Source organism: Mycolicibacterium arcueilense, from assembly GCF_058536225.1.
This window is the reverse complement of the sequence record NZ_JBZTYL010000007.1, coordinates 640,294-657,767: the sequence shown is the minus strand read 5'-3', so window position 1 is coordinate 657,767 and position 17,474 is coordinate 640,294. Positions and strand designations below refer to the sequence as shown.

Genomic DNA, 17,474 nt, shown 5'->3' with positions numbered 1-17,474 from the left:
ATGTGCCGACATGTCATACACAATCGTTCTGATCAGGCGTTCGATGTCCCTGTGCTAGCTTTTTTCGGTGAACAGTCGTAGCCCCAGTTCACGAGACCGGCGGTCAAGCCGCTCGTCAAGCTCCCGGTCCAAGGACAAAACCAAGGACAACCTGTCTCGCGAGGAGCGCAAGGAAGCCACCCGCCGCGCGATCATCACGGCCGCCCTGAAGTTGCTCGAAGAGGACAGTTTCAGCGCGCTCAGCCTGCGTGAGGTCACCCGGGAGGCCGGAATCGTGCCTGCCGCCTTCTACCGGCACTTCGAAACCATGGACGCGCTCGGCCTGGTGCTGATCGACGAGTCCTTCCGCGCCCTCCGGGAGATGCTCCGCGGCGGTCGCGCCGGCCAGCTCGACCCCAAGCGCATCATCGAGTCCTCGGTCGACATCCTGTTCAACAGCGTCGCCGAACGGCCCGAGCACTGGCGCTTCATCAGCCGGGAACGCAACACCGGGGTCACTGTCGTGCGCTATGCGATCCGCACGGAGATCCGGTTGATCACCTCCGAGCTGGCCATCGACCTGGCCCGGCTACCCGGCTTGACCACATGGAGCAGCGAGGATCTCAATATCCTGTCCGGGCTGTTCGTCAATTCGATGATGGTCACGGCGGAATCCATCGAGGACGCCAACGACGCGAAGGCGCTCGCAGACATCAAGCAGACCGCACGTAAGCAGCTCCGCATGATCGTGGTCGGCGTCGCGGGCTGGAATAGCCGCTGACGTCACCACCCGAACCGTGGCAATGGGAAAATGCCACATGGCCATCAAGATTGACGCCCTCGATGCCGCACTGCTGTCGGCATTGGCGACCGACCCACGCACGCCGATTCTTGAGCTGGCGTCGCGACTGAAGGTCGCCCGCAACACGGTGCAGGCGCGCATGAAGCGGCTCGAGGAATCCGGCCTGGTCCGCGGCTTCCCACCGAACATCGACCTGGCGGAGCTCGGGTACGCGGTGCACGCCTTCGTCGGTATCGAAACCGACCAGAACAAGATGAACGCCATCATCGACGCGCTGCGCGCAGTCCCCCACGTGCTGGAGGTGCACGCAACGACCGGCCGGGCCGATCTCCTGGTCCGCATTGCCGCCCAGACCCAAGAGGAGCTACTGCGGCTCATCCAGGAAGTGCATCGGATCGACGGCGTCAAGCATTCGGAAACCATGCTCGCGATGGCGACTCCGGTCGAATACCGGTCGCTGCCCCTCGTACAGCATCTGACTCAGCACTCAACAAAATGATGCGTGGATCACAGTGCTCCACGTCACAATTGAGCAATCTGATCAACATTTTCGCCAACTATTGACGCGGATCACCCTCCACGGCAGATTTCGCTGCACCGATTGCTAGTAGTTCTCGCTTCGCAGCTCACGATCTGAGTTGTGGAAAGTGTGGAGGTTATCCGTGACCAGCGTGCTGTCCCGATCCGAACTCACCGCGACGGAACCCGTCGCGCCGTACGACCTCGACGACCGGTATCGAGTGGGGGCCGGACCGGTATTGCTCACCGGGGTGCAGGCGATCGCGCGAATGATGGTCGAGCAGCATGTCCGTGACCTCCGCGCCGGTCGCCGTGTGGCGACCTTCGTCTCCGGCTACCAGGGCAGCCCACTGGGCGGCGTGGACAAGATGCTGCTGGGTATGCCCAACGTCCTGGCCGAGCATGACGTCGTCTTCACTCCAGGGTTCAACGAGGAACTCGCGGCCACCTCCGTCTGGGGCAGCCAGACCGACCTCCCGGCAGGCAAGGCAACCCACGACGGCGTCGTCGGCATCTGGTACGGCAAGGGCCCCGGCGTCGACCGCGCCACCGATGCGCTGCGGCACGCCAACATGTACGGCGTCAACCCGCGCGGTGGTGTGCTGCTGCTCGTCGGCGATGACCCGGCATCGAAGTCGTCGACGGTGCCTGCGGTCAGCGAGCGGTCCCTGGCCGCACTGGGTATCCCGGTGCTGTTCCCGCGCAACGCCGAAGAGATCATCACGATGGGCATGCAGGGTGTCGCGCTGTCGCGGGCTTCTGGCTGCGTCGTGGCGATGAAGATCGTGGCCGATGTCGCCGACGGCGCGTGGACGGTCGACGCCGAAGTGTCCGATCTCGCCATCAAGGTGCCCGAAATCCAATGGGATGGACAGCCATTCACCTACCGCCAGCGCCCGATGGCCGCCCCGGCGGACAGCCTGCTCGCCGAGGCCGACCTGTACGGGCCGCGCTGGGCGACCGTGCGTGCCTTCGGTACGGCGAACGACCTCGACGTCGTCGAGGTAGCCCCGATGCGCGCCAAGGTCGGCATCGCCGCCACCGGCACGACATTCGACGCGGTGCGTCAGGCGCTGCTCGACCTCGGCGTCGACGACGCGGCGTTGCACCGGGCGGGAATCCGCCTGCTGCGCATCGGGATGCCCTACCCGGTCGGGCAGCAGTCGGTCAGGGAGTTCGCCCGTGGCCTCGAGCAGGTGATCGTCGTCGAGGACAAGACCGCGTTCATCGAGACACAGGTCCGCGAAATCCTCTACGGCACCGCCGATACGCCGCAGATCATCGGGAAGTCCGACGCTGCCGGCGCGCCACTGTTCCCGCTCGGTGGCGAGCTGACCGCCGGTCGTCTGCTGGCGCCGCTGCGCCGCGTGCTGCGCGACCATGTCGAGGTGAAGCGCATGCCGCCACCCTCCCTGTCACTGGAAGTGTTGTCCGCCAAGCGAACCGCATACTTCTGCAGCGGCTGCCCGCACAACCGCTCCACCGCGATCCCCGAGGGCTCGATCGGTGGTGGCGGCATCGGCTGCCACACGCTCGTCACCATGTCGGGCCGCAGAGACAGTGCCGTGGTCGGCCTGACGCAGATGGGTGGCGAAGGGAGCCAGTGGATCGGGCAGGCGCCGTTCACCGATGTGCCGCACCTGTTCCAGAATGTGGGCGACGGCACCTTCTTCCACTCCGGTCAGCTTGCGGTGCAGGCCTGCATCGCGGCCGGGGTGAACATCACCTACAAACTGCTCTACAACGAGGTCGTCGCCATGACCGGCGCGCAGGACGTCGAGGGTGGGCTGGGTGTTGCCGAACTCACCCACAAGCTCACCACCGAAGGCGTCCGGCAGATCATCGTCTGCGCCGACGAACCCAAGCGGCACAACAGGAAAGCCCTCGCCAAGGGCACGCTGCTCTGGCACCGCGACCGGCTCGATGAAGCACAGAAAGTCTTGCGCGAGATCCCGGGCGTCACCGTCCTCATCTACGACCAGCACTGTGCCGCCGACGCTCGCCGCCAACGCAAGCGCGGCACCCTGCCCACCCGCAACACCCGTGTGGTGATCAACGAAGCGGTCTGCGAGGGCTGCGGCGACTGCGGCACCAAGTCGAACTGCCTGTCCGTGCAACCCGTCGATACCGAATTCGGACGCAAAACCCGTATCGACCAGACCTCGTGCAACACCGACTACAGCTGCCTCGACGGTGACTGCCCGTCGTTTGTCACGGTGGAGCTGACGCCGGACACCAAGGGCCGCAAGACAGCCCGACGGAAGAGCGCCGAGCCGCCGCGTGTCGCGGACCCGGGCTTCGGCATCCCTACCGGCACCCAGAATGTCCTACTGGCAGGCATCGGCGGCACCGGGATCGTCACGGTCAACCAGGTTCTGGCCACGGCCGCGCTGCGCGCCGGCTACCAGGTCGAAAGCCTCGACCAGATCGGGCTCAGCCAGAAGGCCGGACCGGTCGTATCCCACCTGAGGTTCTCGACCACTGCGCTGGAGCCCGCCAACCGGCTCACCCCGGGCGGCGCCGACTGCATCGTCGCGATCGACCTACTGACGGCGACCGACAGCCGCAACCTCGCCTACAGCAGTCCGGAGCGCACGGTCGCCGTCGCCTCGACGAGCCAGACCCCTACCGGCGACATGGTGTACGACAAGTCGGTTGCCTACCCCGAGACCCAGTCGCTGCTGGACCGGCTCGCGGTGGCCACCCGGGCACTCACCCATTTCGACGCGCTCGCCGCGGCCGAGGCATTGTTCGGCAATACCGCCGCGGCCAACTTCCTGGTCATCGGCGCCGCATTCCAGAACGGCGGGTTGCGCCTCCCCGAGGCGAGCATCGAAGAGGCCATCGGCATCAACGGCGTCGCGGTCGCCGCCAACGTCGCGGCATTCCGCTGGGGCCGGTTCGCGGTCGCCGATCCGGCTGCGTTCGCCGCCGCGGTGGATGCAGCGCGGCCGAAAAGCGCGCCCGCTGTTGCGAGCCCGGAACTGTTGACCGGAACCACCTTCGACGGCGAGGTCCGGCGCCTGGTCGAACTGCGTGCGGCTGAGTTGGTTCGCTACCAGAGCGCGAGAATCGCCCGCCGCTACGTCAATGCGGTGCAGTCAGTCTGGCAGTCGGAGCGTGCTGTCACCGACAAGACGGCATTCAGCGAGGCCGTCGCGCGGGGACTGCACAAGTTCACTGCCTACAAGGACGAGTACGAAGTGGCGCGCCTGTTGGTCGATCCGGCCTTCCTGGCCGACGTGCAGGCGCAGGTGCCCAACGGTGAGAATCTGACCTATCGGCTGCATCCGCCCGCTCTGCGTGCGATGGGCCGCTCGAAGAAGGTCGGGTTCGGGCCGAGATCGCATGTGGCACTGAAGCTGCTCGCCAAGGCCAAGGTGTTGCGCGGCACCAAGCTGGATCCGTTCGGCTACGCCCATGTCCGGAAAGTGGAGCGGCAGTTGCTGTCCCATTACACCGACATGGTGCTCAGGCTTGCCGCCGCATTGAGCACGGACAACTACGACACCGCCGTCGAGGCGGCCGGACTGCCCGACCTGGTCCGAGGCTACGAGGACGTCAAGCTCGGCAACGTCGAGCTGTACCGGGCGCGCCTGCGCGACCTCGGCATCACCGCCTGACCATCCACGATAGAAAGAGAAAAGGAATCACCAGTGACAGTCATGCCCACCACCCTCGGGGTCTTCGGTCGCTCCCGCGAACTGAGCGCCAGAAGTCACGAGCAGGTCGTGTTCTGCGAGGACGAGAAGTCCGGACTGAAGGCGATCATCGCCATCCACTCGACCACCCTTGGCCCGGCGCTCGGCGGCTGCCGGATGTACCCGTATGCCGACGAATTCGAGGCCCTCGAGGACGTGCTGCGGTTGTCCTGGGGGATGACCTACAAGGCCGCGGCGGCCGGGGTGAACCTGGGCGGGGGGAAGTCTGTCATCATCGGCGACCCGACCAGCGACAAGAGCGAAGAGCTGTTCGCCGCGTTCGCCCGGTTCGTCGACAATCTCGGCGGACGGTATGTCACCGCGGGTGACGTCGGCACCAACACGGACGACCTGGACGTCATCGGCAAGTACACCACGTACGTCACCGGTCGCAGCACCGCCGCGGGCGGTTCCGGCGACAGCGCGCGGCTGACTGCACTCGGCGTGTTCAACGCCATGCGCGCCGGAGCCGAATCCGTCTGGGGTACGGCATCGTTGGCAGGCCGTACGGTGGGTGTCGAAGGCATCGGCAAGGTGGGGCGCGAACTGATCGCTCTGCTGCTCGCCGACGGCGCAGAGGTGTGCGCGACCGACGTGAACGACGCTGCACTGCAGCGAATCTCGATTGATCATCCATCGGTTCGCCTGCTGAGCTCGGTGGCAGACGCACCCGTCGATGTCTACGCGCCGTGCGCCCTGGGGGCTACCCTGACGCCTGCGAGCGCGGAAACCATCGAGGCGAACCTGATCTGCGGCGCGGCCAACAACCAGCTGGCCGATCCCGGTGTCGAGCATCTGCTTCGCCGGCGCGCGATCACCTGGGTGCCTGACTTCGTCGCCAACGCCGGCGGCCTCATGCAGGTCGCCGGCGAATTGCAGGGTGTTGACCGCGCCACGGTGGAAGCCGACGTGACCCGCATCTTCGACCGATCCCGCGAAATCATCTCCGCGGCACGGGAATCGGGCGTCAGCATCGGTGCGGCAGCGAACCGGTTCGCCGAACGACGCCTCGACGGCGCGATCTGATGTCGGCCGGCGGCGGATGGTTCCGTACCAAGTCGATAGAGCAGTCGATCCGGGACACCGATGAACCTGACTCGAAGCTACGCAAGGATCTGACGGCAAGAGATCTCACCGTCTTCGGCGTCGCGGTCGTCATCGGTGCCGGCATCTTCACCTTGACTGCTCAGACGGCGGGCACCATGGCGGGACCGTCCGTATCGCTGGCCTTCATTCTCGCGGCGATCACCTGCGGGCTCACCGCACTCTGCTACGCGGAATTCGCCTCCACGGTCCCCGTCGCGGGCAGCGCATACACATTCTCCTACGCCACCTTCGGTGAGTTGGTCGCCTGGATCATCGGCTGGGACCTGATATTGGAGTTCGCGCTCGCGGTATCCGTTGTCGCCAAAGGCTGGTCGCAATACCTGGGTGAAATCCTCGGCGGATCGATGTCGCCGGTCGTGCACTTTGGTTCGGTCAAGTTCGACTGGGGTGCGGTGGTGATCATCGCCATCGTCGGGTTCCTGTTGGCGACCGGGACCAAGCTGTCCTCACGGGTGTCCGCCGTCGCGGTGGCGATCAAGCTCGCGGTGATCGTCCTGATCCTCGTGGTCGGCGCCGGCTACTTCAAAGCATCGAACCTCACGCCCTTCATCCCGCCGGCTCAGCCATCGGCCAGAGCGGACGGCGTGCACCAGTCGATGCTCGGGTGGCTCACCGGGACCGGCGGCTCGAGCTTCGGCTGGCTGGGCCTACTGACTGCAGCCAGCATCGCCTTCTTCGCCTTCATCGGCTTCGACGTGGTCGCCACCGCCGCGGAGGAGACCCGCAATCCGCAGCGCGACGTACCGCGCGGCATCTTCGGAGCGCTTGCCATCGTCACGGTGTGCTACGTCGCGGTCTCATTCGTCCTCACCGGCATGGTGCCGTACACCCAGCTCCAAGGCGACAATGCCACCCTGGCAACGGCATTCGCCCTGCACGGTGACACCTGGGCGAAGAACATCATTTCCATCGGAGCGTTGGCCGGCCTGTCGACCGTCGTCATGGTGATGTTCCTCGGCCAGACCCGGGTCCTGTTCGCGATGTCCCGCGACGGACTGCTCCCCCGCCGCCTCGCGCACACCAGCAGGCAGGGCACCCCGGTGCGCCTGACGGTCATCGTGGGAACGGTGTGCGCGCTGCTCGCGGCGTTCGTCGACTTCGGCACTCTCGCGGGAATGGTCAACATCGGCACCCTGTTCGCGTTCATCCTCGTTGCGATCGGCGTCCCGGTCCTGCGCCGGACCCGGCCCGATCTGAAGCGCGGCTTCCGTGTTCCGTTGGTTCCGGTGATACCGATTCTGGCCGCACTCTCCTGCCTGTGGCTGATGTTCAACCTCGAGTTGGAGACCTGGCTGCGCTTCGCGATCTGGATGGCGATCGGCGTGGTGCTGTACTTCGCCTACGGACGCTCCCATTCGATGCTGGCGCGGCGGCAGGAGCGCCGCGACGTCGCCGACCTTGTTGAAGTGTCAGTCTGAACCAGGTGCGGCGGATAGGGTCCCGCTCATGTCCCTTGCAGAGCCACTCGACCTCACCTACCCGCGCCCTGACATCGCCGTCGTCACCCTCAATCGGCCCGAGAAACTGAACGCGCTGTCGTACGAACTGGTCGAGGCCCTGCACGCCACCCTCGACGAGATCGCGGGCAACAACGAGTGCCGCGTCGTGGTCCTCACCGGCGCCGGTCGCGGCTTCTGCTCAGGGCTGGATCTGAGCAATCCCAACCCGCCCGAGGCGGGTGGCGGCACCGAGTTTCCCCGCTCGGGCATGCGCTGGCAGGAACGCATCGCCAACCTGACGGTCAAGCTGCACCGGCTGCGCCAGCCCGTCATCGCCGCGGTCAACGGCGCGGCCTACGGCGGCGGCTTCGCGCTGGCCGCGGCGAGCGACATCCGCATCGCCGGCCCGGCGGCGAAGTTCTGCACACAGTTCATCAAGCTGGGCATCGGCGGCTGCGACATCGGGGTGAGCTACACCCTGCCGAGGATCATCGGCGCGGGCCCGGCGTTCGATCTGATCCTGACCGCGCGGGCGGTCGACGCGACCGAGGCGCTGCGACTCGGCCTGGTCACCCGCATCGTCGACGACACCGCGGAGTTGGTCGACGCTGCCCTGGAGATTGCCGAAACCCTCTGCGGATATGGCAAATTCGGCCTGGAATCCACCAAACAGGTGCTGTGGGCCAATCTCGACGCCGGCTGTCTGGAGACCGCGCTGCACGTGGAGAACCGCAGCCAGATCCTGTCCGTCGGCACGGGCAGTCTGAGCGGGACAGCTCAGTTCACCAAGCGTGAGTGAGCATCACAACTTGCGCCCGTTGATCGGCACGAGCCACAGGAATCCGATCGCGAGCAACCAAGCCAGCATGACGGTAGTGAAGATGAACCCTGCGATCCGAAAGCGCCGAGGCGAGGTGAAAGGCAGCGTCATCACGACCATGAGCGCCACGATCCCGAGTCCGCGCACAAACGATTTGGTCGCGATGAACGAGGCCACCAGTACGGCCACCACAGCGAACGGGATGGCCCACCGGTAGTACTCGCGCGGCATGCCGAACGGCAACATCGCTCCGTCGGCCGGCAGCACCAGATCGGGCCGATAATGCGCCAGCCACCGCCCGATCTGCCCGGTGGGCCAATCCTTCTCGAACTCATGCGGGTAGATCGCTTCTACATCCTGCGCGCAGATGGCCCAGGCATTGAAGACGACTCGAAAGGAGTTGCTCATATTGACCATGGCGATGCCGGTGACGTCGCGCCACTCGAGCTGCACTGTCTTCCCGCGACGTTCGAACGTGATGCCGGCCGGCGACATCGTCAAGGTCTGACGGGCGCGACTGCGCCACACCCGGGTACTGTCTGCGCCCTGCAACACGACCGGCACGGTGAAGTCGTCGTGCACCGGCACAGTCATCGCGCTGTCCCGCCCCCGTCGACGATGACCACCTGACCGGTCATGTAGCTGCCGGCATCCGAACACATCAGCAAGGCCGCGCCGACCATCTCGTCCGGGGTGGCCAGCCGCTTCATCAGCGTCCCACCCTTCATCAGATCGATGGCCTCCTGCGGGTTGTTGCGCATCATGTCGGTGTCGACCGGTCCCGGCGCCAAGGCGTTCACCCGGATGCCCAGCGGGGCGAACTCGGCCGCCATCGACCGGGTGACCGACATCAGCGCGGCCTTGCCCGAGGCATAGATCGACAGTGCGGGGGCGAAATTGAACGCCCCGACCGACACCATGTTCAGCACCGCCGCCTTGGGGCTGGCCTTCAGATGCGGCAAGGCGTGCTGCACCAGGAACACCGGCCCGCGCAGGTTCACCTCATAGGACTTGGCCCAGGCCTCCGGTGTCATCTGTCCCAGCGGCTGCGCGAGCGCGTTGGCGGCGTTGTTGACCACCACGTCGACCCCACCGAACTCGGCGACCGTACGCTCGACCAGCGCGCCGAGGTCGTCGATGTTGCCGCTGTGGGTCGGCACCCCGATCGCCTGTCCCCCGAGCTCGCGCAGGTGCTCGGCCGCCCGTTCGCAGGCATCGGCCTTGCGGCTGGCAACCACCACGCGGGCGCCGGCCAGCGTGAAGCCCTCGGCGAGGGCCAATCCGATGCCACGGGTGCCGCCGGTGACGATCACGGTGCGGTCGGTCATGTCGAACAGATGGTCAAAGGTCTCACGGTTCACCCCGTCAGTAGACCATCACCACGGTCCGGTCGTGCAAGGCTTCAGCCCAATGTCCTGGCACTCACGAATTCGCGGTCCTCACCGGTGATCGGGTCGGTGAACTCGAGGCGCTGGGCCAACAGTTGCAGTGGATGGTCGAAATCATCCGGTGCGACGTCGATCACGTTGGGGTACAAGGAATCCCCGATGATCGGCAACCCGATCGAGTTCATGTGCACCCGCAGCTGATGCGTCTGCCCGGTACGGGGCGACAGGCGGTACAGCCCGCTTCCCAGTTCCTCGACATAGGTCTCGGCGTTGGGCGCCCCGGATTCCTCGAAGGCCTGTAACCGGCCGCGGTGCTTGATGATCCGGCTGCGCAAGGTGATGGGCAACGAGACGGTGGCGGTGCCTGCGGCCCGGGCCAGGTACGTCTTGCGGGTCTTACCCGCGGCGAACAGCCGCTGATAGCTTCCCCGCACCTCGGGACGCACGGTGAACAGCAGCACCCCGGCGGTCAGGCGGTCCAGCCGGTGCGCAGGGCTCAGCTCCGGCAGGTCGAGCTTCCGACGCAACCGCACCAGCGCCGTCTGTGCGACGTGCCCACCGCGTGGCATCGTGGCCAGGAAGTGTGGTTTGTCGACGACGACGATGTCGTCGTCGCGGTAGAGCACCGGGATGTCGAACGGCACCTCCACCTCATCGGCCAAGTCGCGGTAGAAGTAGACGTGGGCACCTACGGGCAGTGTCGTGGTGGCGTCGACGACTGTGCCGTCGGGCAGAACCACCTCCCCGGCAAGCACTTTCGCGCCGATACCGAACCGCTGCTGCAGTTCGTCGTACACATTCACCAGGGAATCCCCGGTCGCTGCGCTCCTGCCCGCCGGACCAAGCAACCGCAACCGCGCCGGCCCGATACCGTCACGCGCCGGCAGCGGCGGGGGGCGCTTTCTCAATTGAGCGGCACGGGTTCGAGGATCTCGGCGCGGGCCTCGGGCGCAGCCTGGCGCAGTGCATCGGCGGACTCGTCGTCGGGCTGGGTCTGCGACAGCACCTCGGCCTCCACCCGGGCGACATACGTGGCAACCTCGCGGTCGACGTCCTCGGCGGACCATCCCAGTACGGGCGCAACCACTTCGGCGACCTCACGGGCGCAATCGACTCCGCGGTGCGGATATTCGATGGCGACCCGCATCCGGCGGGCCAGGATGTCCTCCAGGTGCAGAGCGCCTTCGGCCGCAGCCGCGTAGTAGGCCTCGACCTTCAAGTAGACCGGCGCAGCGGTGATGGGTGCCAGCAGTTCAGGCCGGCCCTCCGCCATCTTGAGCACCTCGCTGATCAGCGAGCCGTACCGGTCGAGCAGATGCCGGACGCGATAAGGATGAAGTCCGTATTGCTTGCCGACGTATTCGGTCTGATTGATCAGGGCGAAGTACCCGTCGGCACCCATCAGCGGGACCTTCTCGGTGATCGAGGGCGCCACCCGGGCCGGAATGAACTCTGCGGCAGCGTCGATCGCGTCGGCTGCCATCACCCGGTAGGTGGTGTACTTCCCGCCCGCGATCGCCACGAGTCCCGGCGAAGGCACCGCGACGGCGTGCTCACGCGAGAGCTTGGAGGTCTCCTCGCTCTCACCGGCCAGCAGCGGACGCAACCCGGCGTAGACGCCGTCGATGTCGTCGTGGGTCAACGGGGTTGCCAGCACGGTGTTGACATGGCCGAGGATGTAATCGATGTCGGCCTTGGTCGCGGCGGGGTGCGCGAGGTCGAGATTCCAGTCCGTGTCCGTGGTTCCGATGATCCAGTGCGTACCCCACGGAATCACGAACAGCACCGACTTCTCGGTGCGCAGGATGATCGCCACCTCGCTGACGATCCGGTCCCGCGGAACCACGATGTGCACACCCTTGGAGGCACGCACCCGGAACCGGCCGCGTTCCTTGGACAACGCCTGGATCTCGTCCGTCCACACCCCGGTGGCGTTGACCACCACGTGGCCCCGCACTTCGGTGATGGCGCCGTCCTCGGAATCGCGCAGCGTGACACCCACCACGCGATCGCCCTCACGCAGCAACGCCACCACCTGGCTCGACGAGCGCACGACCGCGCCGTAGTGGGCCGCGGTGCGGGCCACCGTCATGGTGTGCCGGGCGTCGTCAACCACGGTGTCGTAGTAGCGGATACCGCCGATCAGGGAACTACGCTTCAGCCCAGGGGCCAGCCGCAGCGCTCCGGACTTGGTCAAATGCTTTTGTGCCGGAACGGATTTCGCGCCGCCCAGCTGGTCGTACAGGAAGATGCCCGCCGCGATATAGGGCCGCTCCCACCAACGGTTGGTCAGCGGGAACAGGAACGGCAACGGCTTGACCAGGTGCGGCGCCAACGTGGTCAGCGAGAGTTCACGCTCGTACAGGGCCTCGCGCACCAGGCCGAATTCGAGCTGCTCGAGATAACGCAGCCCGCCGTGGAACATCTTGGAGCTGCGACTGGAGGTACCGGAAGCGAAATCGCGAGCCTCGACGAGGGCCACAGTGAGTCCGCGGGTCGCGGCGTCCAACGCCGCCCCGGCGCCCACCACACCGCCGCCGATGACCACTACGTCGAATTGTTCACTGCCGAGTCGTTGCCAGGCTTGCGCCCTGTGCTGCGGTCCGAGGAAGGTTTGCCCGTCGCCCGGTGCTGAGATCGGGTCAGTCACGAAACCCAGGCTACGTGGGTGACGTGGGATCTGCCCGATTCTGCCCGTCCTCGGCCAGTCCAATTCGTCTGCGCCGCCCGTTCTGAGCGGTAGGTTCCCTAGCGTGTCGATTCAACCCCCGGGCTTGCCGGGACAGCCATACCCGCCCGGTGGTGTCGGGCCGACGGGATACGGATACGGACCGCCGCCTGGTTACTTTCCCGGCCCCCCGCAGCGGAAGGCGGCGCCGAAGAAGCTCTGGTACGGCGTCGGCGCGGCACTGTTCATCGTCGGGGTGCTGATCGCGGTATTCGGGGGCGTGGGGATGATCAGTAGTTTTTCCGACGCGGCACCTGATGCCGAACACACCTTCGGAAGCGGCGAGACGACGACGGTGCACTTCGACGCCGGCGAGACCAGGGTGATCTTCGCGGCAGAGCCTGATGAGAACCACCATGTGCGGTGCAACGTGAGCACGGGAACCGGTTCCGACGATGACATCGAGATGGTCAACTACGACGGCACCCTCACGATCAACCAGTGGCAGGCCCTGTTCACCGTGACCGTGAAAAACGCGTCTGACTATGCCGTCACATGCAAAGGTGCTGCCTCAGACCAGTTCGGGGTGGGCGGTGACGCCAAACCCGGCTCGCTCGTCGGCGGTATCTTCGCCATCTTCGGCGGCGGCATCCTGTGTGTCGCCGGGATCCTGACGCTGATCATCACGGCGCTGTTGCGACGACGCCGCCGGGCGTGACACCGCCCGCTAGTCCAGGTCGTCGTGCTTCATCAACTGACGCGCGGCCTCGGTGATCGAACCGGACAACGACGGGTACACCGAGAAGGTCTGGGCCAACTCGGCGACCGGAATGCCGTTCTGAACCGCCAGGGCGATCGGCAGGATCAGCTCGGAGGCGATCGGCGCCACCACCACACCGCCGATCACCACCCCGGTTGCCGGGCGGCAGAAGATCTTCACGAAGCCGCGGCGCAGGCTGGACATCTTGGCCCGGGCGTTCGTGTTGAGCGGCAGGGTCAGGGTGCGGGCCGGTACCGACCCGTCGTCGATCGCAGCCTGTGGCACCCCGACCGCGGCGATCTCGGGGCGGGTGAACACCGCCGCGGCGACGGTGCGCAACCGGATCGGAGCCACGGCCTCGCCGAGGGCGTGATACATCGCGATGCGTCCCTGCATGGCCGCCACCGAGGCCAGCGGCAGCAGTCCGGTGCAGTCCCCCGCCGCGTAGATACCGGACACCGAGGTCCGCGACACGCGGTCGACCTTGAGGTAATTGCCCGACCCGAGCTCGATGCCGACGCGCTCCAGACCGAGACCACTCGTGTTGGGGACCGAGCCGACCGTCATCAGGGCATGGCTGCCGTCGACGGTGCGTCCGTCGGCCATGGCGACGCGTACGCCGCTCTCGGTGCGGGTGACCGACTGGGCTCGGGCGTTCTTGATCAGCGTGACACCGCGTTCGGAGAACACCTCCTCCAGCACCGCGGCGGCATCGGAATCCTCATGCGGCAGGATCTGATCGCGGCTGGCCACGACCGTCACGGTCACCCCGAGTTCGGTGTAGGCGTTGACGAACTCGGCGCCGGTGACACCCGACCCCACCACCACGAGATGCTCCGGCAGCGATTCGAGGTCATAGAGCTGTCGCCAGTTGAGGATGCGCTCGCCGTCGGGAACGGCGTTGGGCAGCACCCGCGGGCTGGCACCGGTGGCGATCAGCACCACGTCGGCAGTCAGCTGGCTGACCGTGCCGTCGGGGCCGGTGACCTTGACGCGGTGCTGGGCCATGCCGGGGACGTCGTCGATCAGCTCGCCGCGGCCGGCGATCAAGTCGATTCCCTGGCTGCGCAGCCGCTCGGCGATGTCGTCGGACTGGGCCGTCGCCAGGTTCTTGACCCGCTCGTTGATCTGCGGCAGCGAGATCTTGGACTGTTCGAAGTCCAGCGAATACCCCAGGTTGGGGGCGCGCCGCAGTTCGGTACGCACACCCGTGGACGCGATGAAGGTCTTGGACGGCACGCAGTCCCACAGCACGCAGGCACCGCCGATGCCGTCGGAGTCGACGACCGTCACATGCGCGACCTCAGGGCCGCGGGCAGCGGCGACGAGTGCCGCCTCATATCCGGCGGGTCCGCCGCCGATGATCACGATGCGGGTAGCCACCGCACCAACCTAACGAACTTCGCCGATTAAGCTGTCTTACCGTGCCGCTGTACGCCGCGTATGGATCGAATATGCATCCGGAGCAAATGCTCGAACGAGCTCCGCACTCGCCGATGGCGGGTACCGGGTGGCTGCATGGCTGGCGGTTGACGTTCGGCGGTGAGGACATCGGCTGGGAAGGCGCGCTGGCCACCGTCGTCGAGGACCCGATGTCGAAGGTTTTCGTCGTGCTCTACGACATGACGCCGGCCGATGAGCATTCGCTCGATCGGTGGGAGGGCTCCGAACTCGGGTTCCACAAGAAGATCCGCTGCCGGGTGGACCGGTTGGCGTCGGACACCAACACCGATCCGGTGCTGGCCTGGCTCTATGTGGTCGACGCCTGGGAGGGTGGCCTGCCCTCAGCCCGCTATCTCGGGGTGATGGCCGACGCCGCGGAGATCGCCGGGGCACCCGACACGTATGTGCACGATCTGCGCACCCGCCCCGCCCGCAATATCGGACCCTAATTTCTCTCCGCTTACGCAGAGGCCTCGACGATGTTGACCATCGTGCGGACACCGACGCCCAATGCACGTTCGTCGATGTCGAACGTCGGCTGATGGAGATCGAGTTGCGGCCCTTGTCCGCTCCAGACGCCCAGTCGGCCCATGGCACCGGGCACGTCTTCGAGGTACCAGGAGAAATCCTCGCCACCGCCGGACTGATGGGTGTCGGCGAGCACGTCGGGGCCGATGGCCTCGATGGCGTGCGTGAGGATGCGGGTGGACACCTCTTCGTTGACGACCGGCGGCACGCCGCGCCGGTAGTTGAGGCTGTGCGAGATGTTCAGCGGCGCGAGCAGCGACGTAACCGTCTCTTCCACAATCGATTCCAGCGTCAGCCAGGTATCGCGGCTTGCCGTGCGGATGGTCCCGGCCAGGGTGCCGATCTGCGGGATGGCGTTGGCGGCCACGCCGGCATTGACCGCGCCCCACACCATCACGGTGTCGTGGCGGGGGTCGATGCGACGGGACAGCACCCCGGGCAACCCGGTGATCAGCGTGCCGAGCCCGTAGACCAGGTCGCCGGTCAGGTGTGGCCGGGAGGTGTGCCCGCCAGGCGAGTGCAGGGTGATCTCGATGGAGTCTGCGGCCGACGTGATCGGTCCGGGCTTGGTGGCCACCTGACCCACGACCAGCCGAGGGTCGCAGTGCAGCGCGAAGATCCGGCTCACCCCGGTCAGCACGCCGGCGTTGATCGCGTCGATCGCGCCGCCGGGCATCAGCTCCTCGGCCGCTTGGAACAGCAACCGGACCCCGACCGGCAGCTCCGGCACCGACGCCAACGCCATCGCGGCGCCGAGCAGCACCGCGGTGTGTGCGTCGTGCCCGCAGGCGTGCGCGACGTTGGGCACCGTGGAGGCATAGGACGCGCCCGTGCGGTCGGCCATCGGCAGGGCATCCATGTCAGCGCGCAGCGCGATCCGCGGGCGGTCCTCCGGCCCGAAGTCACACGTTAAACCGGTGCCGCCGGGCAGCACCTTGGGGTTCAGCCCGGCCTCGGCCAGGTGGTGGGCGACGAACTCGGTCGTGGCGAACTCCTGGCGACCCAGTTCCGGATGGGCGTGCAGATGCCGCCGCCACGACACCATCTCGTCGTAGTTGGCGGACAACCAGCGGGCAGCCGCGTGCTGCAGCACACTCATGACGCCTGCCTCCTCTGCAGCGCGTCCAGGACCCGGTCCCGCTGCGCAGGTGTCTCGGCCAGCTGAACGACGCTGCGGGCCAACATGATTGCGCCTTCCAGCACCGCTTTGTCCGCACTCGGACCCACCGCGGCAGCGGCGAACGCCGGTTGGTGGATCGCGGCGCCCCCCGAGTCGATACCGATCACCGGATGGATGCCGGGCATCACCTGACTGATGTTGCCCATATCGGTACTGCCCAGTGGCACACTCGCCTCCACGTTCTCCGGCAACGGTTTACGGCCCAGACGCAGCATTTCGGCGCGGATGGTCTCCGAGAGCCACGGATCGGGCACCAGTTCGGCGTAGGCCGGGCCGATCTCGGTGACCAGATGCTCGCAGCCCGTCGCCAGCGCCCCGGCCGAAAAACAGCCGGCCATCCGGTCTTCCAGCTCACGCAGGGCCGCCATGTCGGTGGCCCGCATCGTGTATCGCATTTCGGCCCGACCGGGAATGACGTTGGTGGCCTGCCCGCCGTGCGTGACGATCCCGTGCACCATCTGGCCCGGCATGAGCTGCTGGCGCAGCAGCCCGATCGCGACCTGCGCGACGGTGACCGCGTCACCGGCGTTCACACCCAGATAAGGCGCCACGGCGGCATGCGATTCCCGGCCGGTGTAGTTCACCGTCACCTCGGAGAGCGCCAGCGAGCGCGCCGCGGCGATGTCCACGGGCCCGGGATGCAGCATGACCGTCGCGGCGATGTCGTCGAACACACCGGCATTGAGCAGCAAGACTTTTCCGCCACCGAGTTCCTCGGCGGGGGTGCCGATCAACACCACGGTCAGGCCGAGCTCGTCGGCGACATCGGCGAGAGCCAGTGCGGTGCCGACCGCCGAGGCCGCGATGATGTTGTGTCCGCAGGCATGCCCGATCTCGGGAAGGGCGTCGTACTCCGCGCAGACGCCGACCACCAGCGGGCCGCTGCCGTAGGAGGCCCGGAACGCGGTGTCCAGCCCTCCGGCCGCCGCGGTGATCTCGAAGCCGTACTCGGCCACCAGCGCCTGGGTCTTCGCGCAGCTGCGGTGCTCGGCGAACGCCAACTCCGGCTCGGCATGTATCGAGTGGGAAAGTTCGACGAGGTCGCCACGACGCCGGTTGATGGCGTCTTCGACGCTCAGCGAGGCGGTGGCGGAGGGCATCCTCGCAGTATCTCACTGCCAGTTTCCGGCGGTTAAGCTC

General features: G+C 66.6%; 15 protein-coding genes. 8 read left to right on the top strand and 7 right to left on the bottom strand.

What is annotated here, in order from left to right; translation table 11 throughout:
• The first annotated feature begins 67 nt into the window (after positions 1 to 67).
• The 6 genes from AC4LGL_RS07315 to AC4LGL_RS07290 all read left to right on the top strand — a co-directional run bounded on the left by AC4LGL_RS07315 (position 68) and on the right by AC4LGL_RS07290 (position 8,346).
• Complete coding sequence (locus tag AC4LGL_RS07315; protein ID WP_491838133.1) at positions 68 to 760, top strand: TetR family transcriptional regulator; 693 nt, start codon at positions 68 to 70, stop codon at positions 758 to 760.
• 37 nt (positions 761 to 797) lie between these two features.
• On the top strand, positions 798 to 1,280 hold the full coding sequence (locus tag AC4LGL_RS07310) for an Lrp/AsnC family transcriptional regulator (RefSeq protein ID WP_055111379.1): 483 nt from the start codon (positions 798 to 800) through the stop codon (positions 1,278 to 1,280).
• Positions 1,281 to 1,443: 163 nt separating this feature from the next.
• Positions 1,444 to 4,923, top strand: a complete 3,480-nt coding sequence (locus AC4LGL_RS07305; RefSeq protein WP_491838132.1) for an indolepyruvate ferredoxin oxidoreductase family protein — start codon at positions 1,444 to 1,446, stop codon at positions 4,921 to 4,923.
• A gap of 42 nt (positions 4,924 to 4,965) precedes the next feature.
• Positions 4,966 to 6,027, top strand: coding sequence for a Glu/Leu/Phe/Val family dehydrogenase (locus AC4LGL_RS07300; protein ID WP_491839292.1), 1,062 nt, complete (start codon positions 4,966 to 4,968; stop codon positions 6,025 to 6,027).
• Positions 6,027 to 7,526, top strand: a complete 1,500-nt coding sequence (locus AC4LGL_RS07295; RefSeq protein WP_491838131.1) for an amino acid permease — start codon at positions 6,027 to 6,029, stop codon at positions 7,524 to 7,526. The genes AC4LGL_RS07300 and AC4LGL_RS07295 overlap by 1 nt, the downstream gene beginning before the upstream one ends.
• Positions 7,527 to 7,554: 28 nt before the next feature.
• The gene (locus AC4LGL_RS07290; RefSeq protein ID WP_491838130.1) at positions 7,555 to 8,346 is read left to right on the top strand and encodes an enoyl-CoA hydratase/isomerase family protein; all 792 of its coding nucleotides are present in this window, start codon (positions 7,555 to 7,557) and stop codon (positions 8,344 to 8,346) included.
• A 3-nt stretch (positions 8,347 to 8,349) separates the two neighbouring features.
• Here AC4LGL_RS07290 and AC4LGL_RS07285 read toward each other — a convergent pair whose 3' ends face one another.
• Genes AC4LGL_RS07285 through AC4LGL_RS07270 form a run of 4 tightly spaced genes read right to left on the bottom strand, consistent with a single transcriptional unit; the run spans position 8,350 to position 12,405 of the window.
• Entirely contained in the window at positions 8,350 to 8,961 is a 612-nt protein-coding gene (locus tag AC4LGL_RS07285) for a hypothetical protein (RefSeq protein WP_491838129.1), read from the bottom strand.
• Positions 8,958 to 9,728, bottom strand: coding sequence for an SDR family NAD(P)-dependent oxidoreductase (locus tag AC4LGL_RS07280; protein ID WP_491838128.1), 771 nt, complete (start codon positions 9,726 to 9,728; stop codon positions 8,958 to 8,960). Before AC4LGL_RS07280 ends, AC4LGL_RS07285 begins: the two co-directional genes overlap by 4 nt.
• Positions 9,729 to 9,769: 41 nt before the next feature.
• Positions 9,770 to 10,663, bottom strand: a complete 894-nt coding sequence (locus AC4LGL_RS07275) for a pseudouridine synthase (RefSeq protein WP_491838127.1) — start codon at positions 10,661 to 10,663, stop codon at positions 9,770 to 9,772.
• Positions 10,660 to 12,405 carry a glycerol-3-phosphate dehydrogenase/oxidase gene (locus AC4LGL_RS07270; protein WP_491838126.1) on the bottom strand — a complete coding sequence of 582 codons (1,746 nt, stop codon included), beginning with the start codon at positions 12,403 to 12,405 and terminating at the stop codon, positions 10,660 to 10,662. Before AC4LGL_RS07270 ends, AC4LGL_RS07275 begins: the two co-directional genes overlap by 4 nt.
• Positions 12,406 to 12,508: 103 nt before the next feature.
• On the opposite strand from AC4LGL_RS07270, the gene AC4LGL_RS07265 reads away from it, so the two are divergent.
• Complete coding sequence (locus AC4LGL_RS07265; RefSeq protein ID WP_491838125.1) at positions 12,509 to 13,141, top strand: hypothetical protein; 633 nt, start codon at positions 12,509 to 12,511, stop codon at positions 13,139 to 13,141.
• A 9-nt stretch (positions 13,142 to 13,150) separates the two neighbouring features.
• Here AC4LGL_RS07265 and AC4LGL_RS07260 read toward each other — a convergent pair whose 3' ends face one another.
• A complete protein-coding gene (locus AC4LGL_RS07260) occupies positions 13,151 to 14,566 on the bottom strand; it encodes an NAD(P)H-quinone dehydrogenase (protein WP_491838124.1) in 1,416 nt (471 codons plus the stop codon).
• Between the two features lie 41 nt (positions 14,567 to 14,607).
• On the opposite strand from AC4LGL_RS07260, the gene AC4LGL_RS07255 reads away from it, so the two are divergent.
• A complete protein-coding gene (locus AC4LGL_RS07255; RefSeq protein ID WP_491838123.1) occupies positions 14,608 to 15,075 on the top strand; it encodes a gamma-glutamylcyclotransferase family protein in 468 nt (155 codons plus the stop codon).
• Between the two features lie 11 nt (positions 15,076 to 15,086).
• Here AC4LGL_RS07255 and AC4LGL_RS07250 read toward each other — a convergent pair whose 3' ends face one another.
• Positions 15,087 to 16,253: a M20 family metallopeptidase gene (locus AC4LGL_RS07250; RefSeq protein WP_491838122.1), complete on the bottom strand. Its 1,167-nt coding sequence runs from the start codon at positions 16,251 to 16,253 to the stop codon at positions 15,087 to 15,089.
• Positions 16,250 to 17,434, bottom strand: a complete 1,185-nt coding sequence (locus AC4LGL_RS07245; protein WP_491838121.1) for a M20 family metallopeptidase — start codon at positions 17,432 to 17,434, stop codon at positions 16,250 to 16,252. Before AC4LGL_RS07245 ends, AC4LGL_RS07250 begins: the two co-directional genes overlap by 4 nt.
• Positions 17,435 to 17,474 lie beyond the last annotated feature (40 nt).